This window comes from Klebsiella sp. Lac1, from assembly GCF_009825425.1.
Taxonomy (GTDB): domain Bacteria; phylum Pseudomonadota; class Gammaproteobacteria; order Enterobacterales; family Enterobacteriaceae; genus Klebsiella; species Klebsiella electrica.
The window spans coordinates 530070-546071 of record NZ_VJZJ01000001.1; the positions used below are offsets into that span (position 1 = coordinate 530070).

At 56.4% G+C, this 16002-nt stretch carries 16 protein-coding genes; 7 read left to right on the plus strand and 9 right to left on the minus strand.

Annotated elements, in window-relative coordinates:
- Positions 1 to 4 precede the first annotated feature (4 nt).
- Complete coding sequence (gene pnuC / locus FNY10_RS02505; RefSeq protein ID WP_160701995.1) at positions 5 to 724, plus strand: nicotinamide riboside transporter PnuC; 720 nt, start codon at positions 5 to 7, stop codon at positions 722 to 724.
- Here the strand turns inward: pnuC and zitB are convergent.
- Positions 721 to 1659, minus strand: a complete 939-nt coding sequence (zitB, locus tag FNY10_RS02510) for a CDF family zinc transporter ZitB (protein ID WP_131047680.1) — start codon at positions 1657 to 1659, stop codon at positions 721 to 723. The genes pnuC and zitB overlap by 4 nt on opposite strands.
- 406 nt (positions 1660 to 2065) lie before the next feature.
- Between zitB and aroG the strand changes: the two genes are divergently transcribed.
- A complete protein-coding gene (aroG, locus tag FNY10_RS02515; protein ID WP_131047681.1) occupies positions 2066 to 3118 on the plus strand; it encodes a 3-deoxy-7-phosphoheptulonate synthase AroG in 1053 nt (350 codons plus the stop codon).
- A gap of 96 nt (positions 3119 to 3214) precedes the next feature.
- On the opposite strand, the gene gpmA is transcribed toward aroG, so the two are convergent.
- The 7 genes from gpmA to modE all read right to left on the minus strand — a co-directional run bounded on the left by gpmA (position 3215) and on the right by modE (position 10973).
- Complete coding sequence (gene gpmA / locus FNY10_RS02520) at positions 3215 to 3967, minus strand: 2,3-diphosphoglycerate-dependent phosphoglycerate mutase (protein ID WP_100686266.1); 753 nt, start codon at positions 3965 to 3967, stop codon at positions 3215 to 3217.
- Positions 3968 to 4174: 207 nt separating this feature from the next.
- Positions 4175 to 5218, minus strand: a complete 1044-nt coding sequence (galM, locus tag FNY10_RS02525) for a galactose-1-epimerase (RefSeq protein ID WP_141965073.1) — start codon at positions 5216 to 5218, stop codon at positions 4175 to 4177.
- Positions 5212 to 6360 carry a galactokinase gene (gene galK / locus FNY10_RS02530; RefSeq protein WP_160701993.1) on the minus strand — a complete coding sequence of 383 codons (1149 nt, stop codon included), beginning with the start codon at positions 6358 to 6360 and terminating at the stop codon, positions 5212 to 5214. The genes galM and galK overlap by 7 nt, the downstream gene beginning before the upstream one ends.
- Positions 6361 to 6362: 2 nt before the next feature.
- On the minus strand, positions 6363 to 7409 hold the full coding sequence (gene galT / locus FNY10_RS02535; protein ID WP_131047684.1) for a galactose-1-phosphate uridylyltransferase: 1047 nt from the start codon (positions 7407 to 7409) through the stop codon (positions 6363 to 6365).
- 9 nt (positions 7410 to 7418) lie between these two features.
- The gene (gene galE, locus FNY10_RS02540; protein ID WP_004859716.1) at positions 7419 to 8435 is read right to left on the minus strand and encodes a UDP-glucose 4-epimerase GalE; all 1017 of its coding nucleotides are present in this window, start codon (positions 8433 to 8435) and stop codon (positions 7419 to 7421) included.
- Positions 8436 to 8641: 206 nt separating this feature from the next.
- Positions 8642 to 10117 (minus strand): molybdate ABC transporter ATP-binding protein ModF, encoded by a 1476-nt coding sequence (gene modF, locus FNY10_RS02545; RefSeq protein ID WP_160701992.1) that lies wholly within the window; start codon positions 10115 to 10117, stop codon positions 8642 to 8644.
- A 67-nt stretch (positions 10118 to 10184) separates the two neighbouring features.
- Complete coding sequence (gene modE, locus FNY10_RS02550) at positions 10185 to 10973, minus strand: molybdenum-dependent transcriptional regulator (RefSeq protein WP_100686261.1); 789 nt, start codon at positions 10971 to 10973, stop codon at positions 10185 to 10187.
- Between the two features lie 153 nt (positions 10974 to 11126).
- Between modE and FNY10_RS02555 the strand changes: the two genes are divergently transcribed.
- From FNY10_RS02555 to modC, 4 genes are all read left to right on the plus strand, one after another.
- Positions 11127 to 11276: an AcrZ family multidrug efflux pump-associated protein gene (locus FNY10_RS02555; RefSeq protein WP_131047686.1), complete on the plus strand. Its 150-nt coding sequence runs from the start codon at positions 11127 to 11129 to the stop codon at positions 11274 to 11276.
- A 171-nt stretch (positions 11277 to 11447) separates the two neighbouring features.
- Positions 11448 to 12221, plus strand: a complete 774-nt coding sequence (gene modA / locus FNY10_RS02560; protein WP_131047687.1) for a molybdate ABC transporter substrate-binding protein — start codon at positions 11448 to 11450, stop codon at positions 12219 to 12221.
- Complete coding sequence (modB, locus tag FNY10_RS02565; protein WP_100686259.1) at positions 12221 to 12919, plus strand: molybdate ABC transporter permease subunit; 699 nt, start codon at positions 12221 to 12223, stop codon at positions 12917 to 12919. Before modA ends, modB begins: the two co-directional genes overlap by 1 nt.
- Complete coding sequence (gene modC, locus FNY10_RS02570; RefSeq protein WP_160701990.1) at positions 12912 to 13970, plus strand: molybdenum ABC transporter ATP-binding protein ModC; 1059 nt, start codon at positions 12912 to 12914, stop codon at positions 13968 to 13970. Before modB ends, modC begins: the two co-directional genes overlap by 8 nt.
- Here modC and FNY10_RS02575 read toward each other — a convergent pair whose 3' ends face one another.
- Positions 13971 to 14789, minus strand: a complete 819-nt coding sequence (locus FNY10_RS02575; protein ID WP_141965069.1) for a pyridoxal phosphatase — start codon at positions 14787 to 14789, stop codon at positions 13971 to 13973. It abuts the gene before it with no gap.
- Between the two features lie 173 nt (positions 14790 to 14962).
- On the opposite strand from FNY10_RS02575, the gene pgl reads away from it, so the two are divergent.
- Positions 14963 to 15958, plus strand: a complete 996-nt coding sequence (gene pgl, locus FNY10_RS02580) for a 6-phosphogluconolactonase (protein WP_100686256.1) — start codon at positions 14963 to 14965, stop codon at positions 15956 to 15958.
- The last annotated feature ends 44 nt before the right edge of the window (positions 15959 to 16002 follow it).

Below are 16002 nucleotides of genomic sequence, written 5' to 3' on the forward strand. Positions count from 1 at the left end.
AAATATGGATTTTTTTAGTACGCAGAATATCCTGGTGCATATACCCATCGGCACCGGCGGATACGACTTATCATGGATCGAGGCGGTCGGTACGCTTGCCGGGCTGCTGTGTATCTGGCTGGCGAGTCTGGAAAAGATCAGCAACTATGCGTTTGGGCTGGTCAACGTCACCTTGTTTGCCATTATTTTCTTTCAGATTCAGCTTTATGCCAGTCTGCTGTTGCAGGTCTTTTTCTTTGCCGCCAACGTTTATGGCTGGTACGCCTGGTCCCGGCAAACCAGCAGCCATGAAGCCGAGCTGCGTATTCGCTGGCTGCCATTGCCGAAGGCGCTGGGCTGGCTGACCGCTTGTATCGTGGCAATTGCGCTGATGACGGTCTTCATTAATCCGGTCTTCGCCTTCCTGACGCGCATCGCGGTCGCCCTCATGCAGAGTCTGGGACTGCAGGTCACGATGCCGGAACTGCAGCCCGATGCCTTCCCGTTCTGGGACTCCTGCATGATGGTGCTGTCGGTCGCCGCCATGATTCTGATGACCCGTAAGTATGTCGAAAACTGGCTGCTTTGGGTGATCATCAACATCATCAGCGTGGTGATTTTCGCCCTTCAGGGGGTTTACGCGATGTCGCTGGAATATCTGCTTTTGACCTTTATTGCCCTTAACGGCAGTCGGATGTGGATCAACAGCGCGCGTGAGCGAGGTTCTCACGCGTTTTCTCGCTAATGGTGGTGATGAGGGTCGTGCCCGGCGTGCGTCATATTAAGATGGCATTCCGGGCCGCTACAGGGCTGATACTCCATCTGCACGGTCACATGCTCAATATTATATTTATGCTGCAAAAATGCCTGGATGCGATTCAGCAGAGCGTCGTGATCGTGCGGAGGGACAACCTGAACATGCAGCGTCATAACCGTTTTTTCGCCGACCAGCCAGACGTGGACGTGGTGCACGTCGCGGACTTCCGCCACCGAGCGGTGCAAATCGCGCTGCAACCCCTCGACATCTAACGACCGCGGCGCCCCTTCCAGCAGTTCGTTGATACTTTCCTGCAACAGCCGCCAGGCGCTGCGCAACACCAGGCATGAGACCAGCACCGATAAAATCGGGTCAATTGGCGTCCAGCCAGTGGTGATAATCACGATGGCGGCAATAATCGCCCCGACCGAGCCCAGTAAGTCACCCAGCACGTGTAATGCCGCTGCGCGAACGTTGAGATTTCGCTCTTCGCTGCCGCGATGCAGGATCCAGAATGCCAGTATGTTTGCCAGTAGCCCGGCTACGGCAATCACCATCATCGTGTTACCAGCGACGGGCTGCGGATGGTTAAAACGCTGAATCGCTTCCCAGAAAATAAGAATGGTAATCACAACCAGCGCAATGGCATTGACGAAAGCCGCCAGCGTGGTCAGACGCAGCCAGCCAAAGGTATGGCGGGTATTGGGCGGACGACTGGCGAAGCGCACCGCCAGCAGAGCGAACAACAGGGCGGCTGAATCGGTGAGCATATGACCGGCATCAGCCAGCAGCGCCAGCGAGCCTGAAACGACGCCGCCGATGGCTTCAACAAGCATAAATCCGGCGGTGACGATGAAAGCCTGCAACAGGCGTTTTTCGTTACCGCGGTCGGGGGTTTCTGACGGAGTGTGAGCATGAGCCATTACAGAATCCTGTCATTATTTTAGCAATTAGTCTCTGACCTTCTTACAGATTAACCACAATCGGGCATCTGTTCCATCAGCGAATGTCGATAGGGCAAGGTGCTGCGGCATTTGTTTCAACAATACGCAGATGCGGCAACAATAGGCCAAAAATGCCGATGGCCGGAGCATTATTGAGCTATAACTCATCAATGTAATATATAATATTTATATATTTTAATTTTTCAGTGTTTATAACTGGTTGTGGGGCTTTGCTTCTCACTATTCCTGTGGTTTGTATTGTTTTTATCTTTTTAATCAGTCAATTACCCTTGCGACTGTAAAAGTCTGTTTACACTTTTCTGACGGCGAGTTAGATTGAAAGGATTGCACACAATTGATTAAGTATGGCAACGCTGGAAAGAAAATGAATTATCAGAACGACGATTTACGTATTAAAGAGATCAACGAATTATTACCTCCCGTTGCACTCCTGGAAAAGTTCCCCGCGACCGAAAATGCTGCTAACACCGTGGCGCACGCTCGTAAAGCGATCCATCAGATCCTTAAAGGCAATGACGATCGTCTGCTGGTGGTGATTGGCCCGTGCTCTATCCACGATCCTGCCGCAGCGAAAGAGTATGCTGAACGCCTGCTGACGCTTCGTGAGGAGCTGAAGGGCGAGCTGGAAGTGGTGATGCGCGTTTACTTTGAAAAACCGCGTACTACCGTTGGCTGGAAGGGGTTAATCAACGATCCGCATATGGATAACAGCTTCCACATCAACGACGGTCTGCGTATCGCGCGTAAGCTGCTGCTGGAGATTAACGACAGCGGGCTGCCTGCGGCGGGTGAATTCCTCGATATGATCACCCCGCAATACCTTGCTGACCTGATGAGCTGGGGCGCCATTGGCGCGCGTACCACGGAATCACAGGTGCATCGCGAACTTTCGTCTGGCCTTTCTTGTCCGGTAGGTTTTAAAAACGGCACCGACGGGACAATAAAAGTGGCCATCGACGCGATTAACGCAGCGGGCGCGCCGCACTGCTTCCTGTCAGTGACCAAATGGGGTCATTCGGCGATTGTGAATACCAGCGGCAACAGCGACTGTCATATCATTCTGCGCGGCGGCAAAGAGCCAAACTACAGTGCGAAGCATGTTGCTGAAGTGAAAGTGGGTCTGGCAAAAGCGGGTCTGCCCGTACAGCTGATGATTGATTTCAGCCACGCGAACTCCAGCAAGCAGTTCAAAAAACAGATGGAAGTGGGCGCCGATGTGTGCCGGCAGATAGCTGGTGGCGAGCAGGCGATTATGGGCGTGATGATTGAAAGCCATCTGGTGGAAGGTAGCCAGAGTCTGGAGAGCGGCGCGCCGCTGACCTACGGTAAAAGCATCACCGATGCCTGCATCGGCTGGGAAGATACCGATACTATCCTGCGTCAGCTGGCAGATGCGGTAAAAGCCCGTCGCGGTTAATCCGCAGCCTCAGCCCGGCAGCGCATCGTGTCGCCGGGATTCAGAGCTAATAAAAAAGCGTGGACGGGTCCACGCTTTTTTTATGGCTGGCGAAAATTATTTCGCTTTACCCTGGTTTGCTACCGCGGCGGCTTTTGCGGCGATTTCATCCGCATTGCCCAGATAGTAGTGTTTGATCGGTTTGAAGTTTTCGTCGAACTCATAAACCAGCGGTACGCCAGTCGGGATGTTCAGTTCAAGGATTTCGTCTTCGCCCATATTGTCCAGGTACTTCACCAGCGCGCGCAGGGAGTTGCCGTGAGCGGCGATAATCACGCGCTCACCGCTTTTCAGGCGCGGCAGAATGGTTTCGTTCCAGTAAGGCACTACGCGCTCGATGGTCAGCGCCAGGCTTTCGGTTACCGGCAGCTCTTGATCGGTCAGTTTTGCATAACGCGGATCGTGGCCCGGATAGCGCTCGTCGTCTTTGGTCAGCTCCGGCGGAGTAATGGCAAAGCCACGGCGCCACTGTTTAACCTGCTCATCACCGTATTTCTCAGCGGTTTCCGCTTTGTTCAGACCCTGCAATGCACCGTAGTGACGCTCGTTCAGTTTCCAGGATTTCTCAACCGGCAGCCAGGCCTGATCCAGCTCATCCAGCACGTTCCACAGAGTATGGATGGCACGTTTCAGCACAGAGGTATAAGCAAAATCGAAGCTGAAGCCTTCGTCTTTCAGCAGTTTACCTGCCGCTTTTGCTTCACCTACGCCTTTCTCGGACAGATCAACGTCGTACCAACCGGTGAAACGGTTTTCATTGTTCCATTGGCTTTCGCCATGACGGACCAGTACCAGCTTAGTTACAGCCATACACTTACTCCTCAAGCTTTGTTTGAATGATAACAATTCTCATTATATTGCCGCGATTTGCGTCACGGCAATGCTTATCCCTAACCATAGCGAAAATCGTGGCTCAGTGTAAGATGCTTGTAAATCGGCGGTTATATTTTTGTCTGCGAGTGGCGTAATTTGCAGCAAAATGATGAAAAAAAGCCCTCCGTCAGGAGGGCCAGAGGCTTATCGGGCAATAAACTGATATTCCGTCAGGCTGACGTACTCCTCGCCCGGGCGCAAGATGCAGTCGGGCTGAGGCCAGTGCGGATGATTTGGTGAATCCGGCAGAAATTCACTCTCCAGCGCCAGACCTTGCCAGTCGGCGTACGGCTGTTCCGTGCGCGATGGCGTGCCGCCCAGGTAGTTACCCGAATAAAACTGCAGGGCAGGGGCGGAGGTATACACCGCCATCTGCAGCTGACCATCCTGAGACCAGACGTGGGCCGCGGCCTTGCGGGCATCGCCTTTTGCCTGCAGCAGGAAAGCATGATCATACCCCTTCACCTTCTGCTGATCGGCATCGCGAAGGAAGTCGGCCGCGACGGTTTTCGGCGTGCGAAAATCGAAGCTGGTTTGGGCGACGTCCTGTAAATCACCGCCCGGAATACCGTCGCTCTCCACCGGCAGGTAGCTGTCGGCGAAAATTTGTAGCTGATGGTTGCGCACGTCCGTCTGTCCACCGTCGAGGTTGAAGTAGACGTGGTTGGTCAGGTTGACCGGACAGGGCCGATCAACCGTCGCACGATACTCGATGGCGATACGGTTATCTTCGCTAAGACGGTAGTGCGCCGTGGCTTGCAGATTGCCGGGAAAACCCTGATCGCCGTCAGCGGAAATAAGGGCAAACAGCGCCTGATGCGTGTCCGTGCTGACTATCTGCCAGCGACGTTTGTCGAACCCGCCTGGCCCGCCGTGCAGCTGATGGCCGGCCTCGTTAGAAGGGGTCAGTTGGACCGTCTGGCCATCCAGGGTAAAACGGCTGTTGGCGATACGGTTGGCATAGCGACCCACGGAGGCGCCGAGATAGGCCGCCTGACGGGTATAGCCTTCCGGCGTCGCGCAGCCGAGCAGCGCTTCGCGAATTTCGCCATTGGCCAGCGGGAGCCGGGCGGATAATAACGTCGCGCCCCAGTCCATCAACGTGACCACCATCCCGGCATTATTCCGCAGGGTGATCAGATTCCACGGCTGCCCGTCCGGCGCCAGTTCTGTTGTTTGGTTTAGCACTGGCCGGCCCCCTGTGATGGTTTGCAAACGTAGAAGGTCTCTTTAATACCGGTTTTCGCTTCATACTGCTGCGCGACGGCTTGCTTAACGCTATCAACGCACTCTTCCGGTACCAGCGCCACGACGCAACCGCCAAATCCGCCGCCGGTCATACGTACGCCGCCTTTATCGCCGATGGTGGCTTTGACTATCTCCACCAGCGTGTCAATTTGCGGAACGGTAATTTCGAAATCATCGCGCATCGAGGCGTGAGATTCCGCCATCAGTTCCCCCATTCGCTTGAGGTCGCCTTTTTCCAGCGCGGCGGCGGCTTCGAGCGTACGCGCATTTTCGGTCAGGACATGGCGCACGCGTTTCGCAACCACCGGATCCAGCTCATGGGCAACGGCATTGAACTCGGCGATTTTGACGTCGCGCAGCGCAGGCTGCTGGAAGAAACGTGCGCCGGTCTCGCACTGTTCGCGGCGGGTGTTGTATTCGCTGCCGACCAGGGTACGTTTAAAATTACTGTTGATGATCACCACCGCGACGCCTTTCGGCATGGAGACGGCCTTGGTTCCTAAGGTGCGGCAGTCAAGCAGCAGAGCGTGCTCTTTCTTACCCAGCGCCGAGATAAGCTGGTCCATGATGCCGCAGTTACAGCCGACGAACTGGTTCTCCGCTTCCTGGCCGTTAAGGGCAATTTGCGCCCCGTCCAGCGGCAGATGGTACAGCTGCTGGAATACGGTTCCGACGGCCACTTCCAGCGACGCGGAGGAGCTTAAACCCGCCCCCTGCGGCACGTTGCCGCCGATCACCAGATCGGCGCCGCCAAAATGGTTGTTGCGTTTCTGCAGGTGTTTCACCACCCCGCGGACATAGTTTGACCACTGCTGGGTATCGTGGCTGACAATCGGCTTATCGAGGGAGAACTCGTCGCTCTGATTGTCATAATCGGCGGCAATCACCCGGACAATCCGGTCCGCGCGCGGCGCGCAGCTGATCACCGTCTGATAATCAATCGCGCAGGGCAGCACGAAGCCGTCGTTATAGTCGGTGTGTTCGCCGATCAAATTGACGCGACCCGGGGCCTGAATAGCGTGGGTGGCAGGGTAGCCGAATTTTTCAGCAAACAGGGTTTGGGTTTTCTCTTTCAGACTCATTGTTATTCTCCGGATTCGCGAAAATGGACGTCGCTCACTGCCCGCAGGCGTTCGGCGGCTTGTTCGGCCGTCAAATCGCGCTGAGTTTCGGCCAGCATTTCGTAGCCGACCATAAATTTGCGTACCGTCGCCGAGCGCAGCAGCGGCGGATAAAAGTGAGCGTGTAGCTGCCAGTGATTATTCTCTTTGTTATTAAACGGCGCCCCGTGCCAGCCCATGGAATATGGGAATGAGCACTGGAACAGATTGTCGTAACGGCTGGTCAGCTTTTTCAGCGCCAGCGCAAGGTCGCTGCGCTGGGCTGTGGTTAAATCGGTAAGACGCAGAATATGCGCTTTCGGCAGCAGCAGCGTCTCAAAGGGCCAGGCCGCCCAGTAAGGTACGACGGCCAGCCAATGTTCAGTTTCGACGACAGTCCGTCTGCCGTCGGCTAATTCGCGCTGAACGTAATCCACCAGCATCGGCGAACCCTGAGCGGCGAAATACTCTTTTTGCAAACGGTCTTCGCGTTCCGCCTCATTGGGCAGGAAGCTGTTGGCCCAGACCTGGCCGTGCGGGTGCGGGTTGGAGCAGCCCATCGCTGCGCCTTTGTTCTCAAAAACCTGCACCCACGGATAGGTCTGGCCCAGCTCGGCCGTCTGTTCCTGCCACGTATTAACCACGCCTTCCAGCGCTTCAACGCTCAGCTCAGGCAGCGTTTTGCTGTGATCCGGCGAGAAGCAGATGACCCGACTGGTGCCGCGCGCGCTTTGACAGCGCATCAGCGGATCGTCGCTGTTCGGGGCATCGGGGGTGTCGGTCATCAATGCCGCAAAGTCATTAGTAAACACGTAGGTACCGGTGTAATTCGGGTTGGTGTCGCCGGTGACGCGGGTGTTACCCGGACACAGAAAACAATCCGCATCGTGCGCCGGCAAAGTTGATTTTGCCGGCGTTTCCTGCGCCCCTTGCCAGGGGCGCCTGGCGCGATGCGGTGATACCAGAATCCACTGCCCGGTTAACGGGTTATAACGACGATGCGGATGGTCGACGGGGTTAAATACACTCATGACGGTTCCTTAGTCTGGGTAACCCTGAGGATGACGGGACTGCCAGTGCCAGGTGTCCTGCGCCATCTCGTCAAGGTCGCGCGTAACGCGCCAGTTCAGTTCGCGGTCGGCCTTTTCGGCATCCGCCCAGTAGGCCGGCAGATCGCCATCGCGGCGCGGCGCGAAGTGGTAATTAACAGGTTTGCCGCAGGCTTTGCTGAAGGCATTGATCACGTCGAGGACGCTGCTGCCGACGCCTGCGCCGAGGTTATAAATGTGTACGCCTTCGCGGCCTGCCAGTTTTTCCATCGCCGCAACGTGGCCGTCGGCGAGGTCCATGACGTGGATATAGTCGCGTACGCCGGTGCCGTCAGGGGTCGGATAATCATTGCCGAAAACGGCCAGCGATTCGCGACGACCGACAGCCACCTGCGCGATGTAAGGCATCAGGTTGTTCGGGATACCCTGCGGGTCTTCGCCCATATCGCCTGACGGATGCGCGCCGACCGGGTTGAAGTAACGCAGCAGCGCAATGCTCCAGTCCGGCTGGGCTTTTTGCAGATCGGTGAGGATTTGCTCGACCATCAGCTTGCTTTTGCCATATGGGCTTTGCGGCGTGCCGGTCGGGAAGCTTTCGACATAAGGGATCTTCGGCTGATCGCCGTAGACGGTTGCCGAGGAGCTAAAAATAAAGTTCTTTACGCCAGCGGCGCGCATAGCGGAAACTAATTTAAGTGTACCGGTAACGTTATTGTCGTAGTATTCCAGCGGCTTCGCGACAGATTCGCCGACGGCTTTCAGGCCAGCAAAGTGGATCACCGCTTCAATAGCGTGATCGTGCAGAATTTCTGTCATCAGCGCTTCATTACGAATATCGCCTTCGACAAAGGTGGCTGTTTTCCCGCCGAGACGTTCAATGACCGGCAATACGCTGCGCTTACTGTTGCAGAGATTGTCGAGAATAATCACTTCATGTCCCTGCAGCAGCAGTTGAACGCAGGTATGACTCCCAATGTAACCGCTACCACCTGTAACCAGTACTTTCATGATTCGCTCCAATAGGCTTATCGTGTGTGATGAAGATAGCATACCAAAGAAGTGGAAAGTGTGACACAGGCCAAATTGGTGGAATCGCTTACACTAAAATACATAATGCGTGATTTTTTTATTTTTATGTTTAAAAACAGTTTATTGATGTCTTTTAGGGTTATTTTTCTGAAAAAAAACAGGGGGCCGTAGCCCCCTGTAGCGGCTCAGTCAGCGAGTGGACCGACCTGATAAGTGTAACCGTCTCCACTGCGCACAAACTCCAGTCGGTGGGTAATGCAGTCCGGTGCATCTTCGGCGTGGTGGGAGACAAACAGCAGTTGAGTGGCGCCTTCGCTAATCAACACATCCACGAAACGCCGCACCAGCTGACGGTTAAGCGGATCCAGCCCCTGCAGGGGCTCGTCAAGGATCAGCAGCGTCGGGTGCTTCACCAGCGCCCGGACAATCAGCGCCAGCCGCTGTTGTCCCCACGAGAGACCGTGGAACGGCGCATCGGCGGTACGCTTGTCGATCCCCAGAATATCCAGCCAGTTCTGCACCAGCTTGCGCTGCTTATCGGAAACGGCCTGATAAATACCGATAGAGTCGAAATAACCCGACAGAATCACGTTGCGCACCGTGGTACTGACGCGGTACTCAAGATGCAGGCTGCTGCTGACGTAGCCAATATGCTTTTTGATGTCCCAGATGGTTTCACCGCTGCCGCGGCGGCGGCCAAAGAGGGTCAGGTCGTTGCTGTAGCCCTGCGGATGGTCGCCGGTCACCAGACTGAGCAGGGTCGATTTACCGGCGCCGTTGGGACCGACTATCTGCCAGTGTTCACCGGGGTTAACGGTCCAGCTCAGGTGCTCGATGATTGGCCGGTCGTTGTATGACACCACGCCATCCCGCAGGACGATGCGCGGTGCCCCGGCGTCGAGAGCATGGCGGGCGGCGGGGGCGTCTGGTTCCGGTAAGCTCATGCCCGTCAGTTTTTCGCTGTGCGCCAGTTGGGCGATCAGCGCCTGTTGCAGCAGCGCCTGCTTTTCTCCGGTTTCGCTGAGGGTACAATCGGCCAGCACGCCGGCAAACTGGACAAACGGCGGAATCTCATCGAAGCGGTTGAGTACCAGCACCAGCGTGAGTCCTTCGCGGTGCAACCTCTCCAGCAGCCCGGCAAGCTGCTGGCGGGAAGCGACGTCCAGGCCGTCAAAAGGCTCGTCGAGAATCAACAGGTCCGGCTGGGTCATCAGCGCCTGACAGAGCAGCGTTTTACGCGTTTCTCCGGTGGAGAGGTATTTAAAGCGGCGCTGGAGCAAAGACGTAATGCCGAACAATTCCGCCAGGCGCGCACAGCGGGCGGCATCTCTGGACTCTTCCTGGATAATCTCCTCCGTCGTGCGGCCGGTGTCCTCTTCGCCTGGGCTGAGTAAGTCGGTATTGTTACGTTGCCATTCGTCGCTGACCAGCTTCTGCAACTGTTCGAAGGAGAGGCGGGTTACCCGGGGAAAGCGGTTTTCATCGCGGCCGGACAGCAGGGTGAGCTCACCGGACAGCGCGCGAGCCAGCGCCGACTTCCCGCTACCGTTGCTGCCGACGAAGGCCCAGCTTTCGCCGACGCCAACGGTGAGGTGTTCGATTTTTAACGTTTTTGTGTCGCTCAGGCGAAACGTGCCTTGCGAAATTTGCAATGATGACATTGTGTATCCCACTTTTTGCAGCGATTTGCCACAGGGATACGACGTCACGCGCGCAATGTCAATGCCGTCAGCATAACGTGGCGAGAATGATTCGATCGGCATTAAAATATGCTATTGCCTCAGCACCTTCTGCCAGTTTTCGGGTCTGTTCCAACGGTAAGGTGGCGCACAAACTCTGGCCGTCAGGCAGCGCCATCAACACTTCACACTGCTCCGGGCCATACTCGATATGGCTGATTCGCCCGGTGAGTTGATTATCGGCCTCTTTAGCAACCGTCGGGTCCTGGGTCATTGCCACCCAGGGGGCCTTCAGCAGCAGCAGAACTTCCTGGCCCTCATCCAGGCCGAGACGCTCTGCGCTCTGCGCGGTGATAGCGACTTTTAAGCGGGTCTGGCGATCGGCAAGCAGCACCTCGACATGTTGCTGTACCTGCTGGTGGTCGCGGCCAGTGATGGTGCCAAACCACTGATTACGCGCGCTGGTCTGCAGCGAGAAGCGCGAAATAGCGGCCAGCAGGCTGTCGAGAGGCAGGGCGTCGTCGTCACTCAGCACATCGAAGGCTTTTTGCTGAATTTGCGCCAGCAGGTCGTACAGCTGGATCAGCCGCTGTCCGTAGCGGGTCAGCACGGCACCGCCGCCGCCTTTGCCACCGGTAGCCCTGTCCACCAGCGTCTGTTCGCTGAGCTGGTTCATCTCATTGATGGCGTCCCACGCGCTTTTATAGCTGATGCCCGCGTTTTTCGCCCCCTGGCTAATCGATCCGGTGCTATCGATCTGTTTTAACAGGGCGATACGACGAGGATCGGCGAACAGGCGCTGCTGTAGCTTGAGGGTCAGAAGAATTTCGGCCTGCATAATGATATCCTGGCAAAAAAGAGTATTGTGACCGATAGCGGTCATCTTGCAAGATGCATCTGTCGCCGCTATCGGCCCGCCACCGCACAAATGGGGCGTGTTTTTCCAGCTGAAGCGGTTACAATAAAGCATTCGTACTTTCTGGAGCCAACCATGTTAGAGCTATTGAAAAGTCTGGTGTTTGCCCTTGTCATGGTCCCGGTGGTGATGGCCATCATCCTGGGTCTGATTTACGGTCTGGGCGAAGTGTTTAACATCTTCTCCGGCGTAGGTCACAAAGATCGCGGCCAGCAGAACAACTGACTTCCCGGCGCCCGGTTTTCCGGGCGTTGTCTTTTCCTCTTTCCTTTCTACTTTTCCACCTTCTTTTCCGCTCTCTTTTGATCCTCCTCTACCTGGCACCAATTCGCGCTGGGAAAACCCTGATCTTATCGTTATATTATCCCCTACATAACGCACTCACAGGAGTTTCAGATGGCACGTCAATGGTTACGCTTGTTTGCCGGAGCGACGCTAACGCTTTCCCTCGCGGGTCACGCGCTGGCAGAAGAGGGGAAAGTTACGGTGTTTGCCGCGGCATCGTTAACGAATGCGATGCAGGATATTGCGAAGGCCTATAAGAAAGAGAAAAACGTCGATGTGGTCTCGTCGTTTGCCTCTTCATCGACGCTGGCACGGCAAATCGAAGCCGGCGCGCCTGCGGACCTGTTTATCTCCGCCGACCAGAAGTGGATGGATTACGCGGTCGAGAAAAAAGCGATCGATAGCGCCTCGCGTACGACGCTGCTTGGCAACAGCCTGGTGGTTGTCGCGCCTAAAGCCAGCGCGCAGGGCGAGATGGTGATTAACAACAAAACCGACTGGACCAGTCTGCTGAAAGGCGGCCGCCTGGCCGTTGGCGACCCGGAGCACGTGCCGGCAGGCATCTACGCGAAAGAAGCGCTGCAAAAACTGGGTGCCTGGGAGACGCTGGCGCCGAAACTGGCACCGGCTGAAGACGTACGCGGAGCGCTGGCGCTGGTTGAGCGTAACGAAGCCCCGCTGGGGATCGTCTACGGTTCCGATGCGGTGGCGAGCAAAGGTGTGAAAGTGGTCGGGACGTTCCCGGAAGATTCGCACAAGAAAGTTGAATACCCGCTGGCTATCGTCGACGGGCATAAAAATGCCACCGTCACCGGGTTTTACGACTACCTGAAAGGGCCGCAGGCGGCCGCCATCTTCAAACAATACGGATTTACCACCCGCTAATGATTTTAAGCGATCCCGAATGGCAGGCGGTACTGCTGAGCCTGAAAGTCTCATCCCTGGCGGTGGTGTTAAGCTTACCTTTTGGGATTTTTATCTCATGGTTGCTGGTGCGGCGCAATTTCCCCGGAAAGGCGCTGCTCGACAGTATTATCCACCTGCCGCTGGTGCTGCCGCCGGTGGTGGTGGGCTACCTGCTGTTGATTGCCATGGGGCGGCGTGGTTTTATCGGCAGTTGGCTGTATGACTGGTTCGGTTTGACCTTTGCCTTCAGCTGGCGCGGGGCGGTGCTGGCGGCGGCGGTCATGTCGTTTCCGCTGATGGTGCGGGCCATTCGCCTGGCGCTGGAAGGGGTGGACGTCAGGCTGGAACAGGCGGCGCGAACCCTGGGGGCGGGCCGTTGGCGGGTGTTTTTTACGATAACGCTGCCGCTGACGCTGCCGGGCATTATCGTCGGTACCGTTCTGGCCTTCGCCCGCTCGCTAGGGGAGTTTGGCGCCACCATTACCTTTGTCTCCAATATCCCGGGGGAAACGCGCACCATTCCTTCGGCAATGTATACCCTGATTCAGACTCCGGGCGGCGAAGGGGCTGCCGCACGTTTATGTTTGATTTCCATCGTGCTGGCGCTGGTATCGCTACTGGTTTCTGAATGGCTGGCGCGTCTTAGCCGCGTGCGGACGGGGAAATCAGATGCTTGAACTCCATTTCACCCAGACGCTGGGTAACCACTGCCTGAGTATTAATGAAACGCTGCCTGCCAGCGGCATCACCGCTGTTTTTGGCGTCTCCGGCGCGGGCAAAACCTCTCTGATTAATGCCATCAGCGGCCTGACCCGGCCGCAGAAAGGGCGGATCGTGCTCAACGGCAGGGTCTTGAATGATACCGAAAAACGCATCTGCCTGGCCCCGGAAAAGCGGCGGGTGGGCTATGTGTTTCAGGACGCGCGCCTGTTTCCACACTACAAGGTACGCGGCAATCTGAAGTACGGCATGGCGAAAAGCATGGCGGGGCAGTTTGATAAGCTGGTGGCGCTGCTCGGTATTGAACCGCTGCTTGAGCGCCTGCCGGGCGGCCTGTCCGGCGGAGAAAAACAACGGGTGGCCATTGGCAGAGCGCTTCTCACCGCCCCTGAGCTGTTGCTGCTTGATGAACCGCTGGCCTCGCTGGATATTCCTCGTAAACGCGAGCTGCTGCCGTACCTGCAGCGGCTGGCGCGTGAAATACATATTCCGATGCTCTACGTCAGCCACTCGCTGGATGAGATTCAACATCTGGCGGATAAAGTGCTGGTGCTGGAGGAGGGGCGAGTCAAAGCCTTTGGCGACCTGGAAGAGGTATGGAGCAGCAGCGTGATGCATCCGTGGCTACCGCCGGATCAACAGAGCACAATACTGAACCTGTCCGTTGCCGCGCAGCATCCCCGCTATGCCATGACCGCGCTGGCGCTGGGTGAGCAGCAGATCTGGGTGAACTATCTCGACCGGCCAGTCGGCGAGGCGACGCGAATTCGCATCCAGGCCTCCGACGTATCGCTGGTGCTCGAACAGCCGCAGCAGACCAGCATTCGCAATATTTTGCCGGCACAGGTGGTGCAGTGTATTGAAACACACGGGCAGGTTGAAGTGCAGTTGAGCCTCAGCGGCCGCACGCTGTGGGCGCGCATCAGCCCGTGGGCCAGAGATGACCTGGGGATTACGCCAGGTCAATGGCTGTATGCGCAGATTAAAAGCGTTTCGATTGCCGCCTGATTACAGCAGGTTGCGGTTGATGAAGTCGGCAATACTGTTGCTTTCGTTTTCGCCAATGACCACGTTGGCGCGCGCTTTGACTTCCTCAACCGCATTGCCCATCGCCACGCCGGTTCCGGCGGCTTCCAGCATACTGAGGTCATTATAGTTATCGCCAAAGGCCACCACATCCTGCATCGACAGGCCCTGGGCTTCCACCCACTGCGCCAGGCGTTTGCCTTTGCTGTTGCCCGCGCGGGCGATATCGACCTGATCGTGCCACGACCATTCACACTCCAGCCCCAGCGTCTGTCCCACATCAAGGGCAAACTGTTGCAGCTTAGGAATATCTTCATCGGTGAGAGCAAACTTCCACACCGACTGGACGTCGCGGGCAGCCTGCGCCAGCGAATCGACCTGAGTGAACACCGGACGTTGCTCGACCGGCAGCGACTGTGCCCAGCGGGTCGTACGGATAACGTGGCCGGTCGGGCGTTCATAGAGCATGGCGTCGTCAACATACATCAGGCCGTGGATATCGTGAGCGGCGAGCATATCGGTCAGGCTCAACGCCTTATCGACCGGCATCGGATCGGACTGCAGAACCTTTTTTGCCTGATAATCATACAAATAAGTGCCATTACAACAAATTGCAGGTGTATCCAGAGCCAGTGCCTGATAAAAAGGGTGGATAGCGACGTGATGTCGGCCAGTGACGACGATCACCTGGAACCCCGCCTCTCTGGCGCGGGCCAGGGCTTCCAGCGAAGCGGGCAGAATAGTTTTGTTGGAGGTGAGCAGGGTGCCGTCTAAATCCAGTGCAATCACGCGTGATGTCATGTGTTGTTTCCGGTTAATGATGAAAAAAGTGCCTGGCACGATGGTACACCGCTATGCCAGCGGGGCAAATTTTTCAGCATCTACCGTTAAAAGAGTCTATACATTGCATCAGCCCAATCGCCTGATGAATGAAATGTATACGTTTTCCCTGTGCAGTGAGGAAAGGAGCAGTCATGAAACAAACCGTTTATACCGCCAGCCCGGAAAGCCAGCAGATTCATGTCTGGAGTCTCGATCTTGAGGGTAACCTGAAGCTTGTTCAGGTTGTCGATGCCCCGGGTCAGGTTCAGCCGATGGTGGTGAGCCCGAATAAAGAGTATCTCTATGTTGGCGTACGTCCGGAGTTTCGCGTCCTGGCTTACCGCATTGCGCCCGATAACGGCGCGCTGACTTTCGCTGGCGAAGCGGCGCTGCCGGGCAGCCCGACGCATATTTCGACCGATCATCAGGGTCGTTTTGTCTTCAGCGCGTCCTATAACGCTGGCTGCGTGAGCGTTACTCCGCTGACCGATGGCCTGCCGGGTGAAACGGTGGCCGTTGTGGAAGGGCTGGAAGGGTGCCACTCGGCCAATATTTCTCCCGACAACCGCACCCTGTGGGTCCCGGCGCTGAAACAGGATCGTATTTGCCTGTTTACCCTCGGCGATGATGGATTCCTCGCCGCGCAAGAACCGGCGGAAGTGACCACCGTTGAAGGAGCTGGCCCGCGTCACATGGTGTTTCACCCGAACCAGCAATACGGCTACTGTGTGAACGAACTGAACAGCTCCGTTGACGTCTGGGAGCTGAAAGATCCGCATGGCGAAATTGAGTGCGTCCAGACGTTGGATATGATGCCTGGCGATTTTACCGGCGTACGCTGGGCGGCGGATATTCATCTGACGCCGGATGGCCGTCACCTGTACGCCTGTGACCGCACCGCCAGCATCATCACCATTTTCAGCGTATCCGAAGATGGCAGCGTGCTGTCCGTCGAAGGGTATCAGCCGACGGAAGCGCAGCCGCGCGGTTTCAACCTCGATCACAGCGGTAAATATCTGATAGCGGCGGGGCAGAAATCCCACCATATTGCGGTCTATGAGATTGCCGGTGAGCAGGGACTATTGAAAGAGAAAGGGCGCTATGCCGTCGGTCAGGGGCCAATGTGGGTGGTCGTTAACGCTCACTAAGTTGCTGAGATAAAAACCTCGCCGCGCGAGGTTTTTTTATCGGC

Bases quoted from the DNA above. Each gene is read 5' to 3' on its own strand.
- FNY10_RS02575 (WP_141965069.1), bottom strand. From the start codon at position 14,789: ATGACATCACGCGTGATTGCACTGGATTTAGACGGCACCCTGCTCACC.
- gpmA (WP_100686266.1), bottom strand. From the start codon at position 3,967: ATGGCTGTAACTAAGCTGGTACTGGTCCGTCATGGCGAAAGCCAATGG.
- modE (WP_100686261.1), bottom strand. From the start codon at position 10,973: ATGCAGGCCGAAATTCTTCTGACCCTCAAGCTACAGCAGCGCCTGTTC.
- modF (WP_160701992.1), bottom strand. From the start codon at position 10,117: ATGTCATCATTGCAAATTTCGCAAGGCACGTTTCGCCTGAGCGACACA.
- modC (WP_160701990.1), top strand. From the start codon at position 12,912: ATGCTTGAACTCCATTTCACCCAGACGCTGGGTAACCACTGCCTGAGT.
- zitB (WP_131047680.1), bottom strand. From the start codon at position 1,659: ATGGCTCATGCTCACACTCCGTCAGAAACCCCCGACCGCGGTAACGAA.
- pgl (WP_100686256.1), top strand. From the start codon at position 14,963: ATGAAACAAACCGTTTATACCGCCAGCCCGGAAAGCCAGCAGATTCAT.
- aroG (WP_131047681.1), top strand. From the start codon at position 2,066: ATGAATTATCAGAACGACGATTTACGTATTAAAGAGATCAACGAATTA.
- galK (WP_160701993.1), bottom strand. From the start codon at position 6,360: ATGAGTCTGAAAGAGAAAACCCAAACCCTGTTTGCTGAAAAATTCGGC.
- pnuC (WP_160701995.1), top strand. From the start codon at position 5: ATGGATTTTTTTAGTACGCAGAATATCCTGGTGCATATACCCATCGGC.
- galE (WP_004859716.1), bottom strand. From the start codon at position 8,435: ATGAAAGTACTGGTTACAGGTGGTAGCGGTTACATTGGGAGTCATACC.
- modB (WP_100686259.1), top strand. From the start codon at position 12,221: ATGATTTTAAGCGATCCCGAATGGCAGGCGGTACTGCTGAGCCTGAAA.
- modA (WP_131047687.1), top strand. From the start codon at position 11,448: ATGGCACGTCAATGGTTACGCTTGTTTGCCGGAGCGACGCTAACGCTT.
- FNY10_RS02555 (WP_131047686.1), top strand. From the start codon at position 11,127: ATGTTAGAGCTATTGAAAAGTCTGGTGTTTGCCCTTGTCATGGTCCCG.
- galT (WP_131047684.1), bottom strand. From the start codon at position 7,409: ATGAGTGTATTTAACCCCGTCGACCATCCGCATCGTCGTTATAACCCG.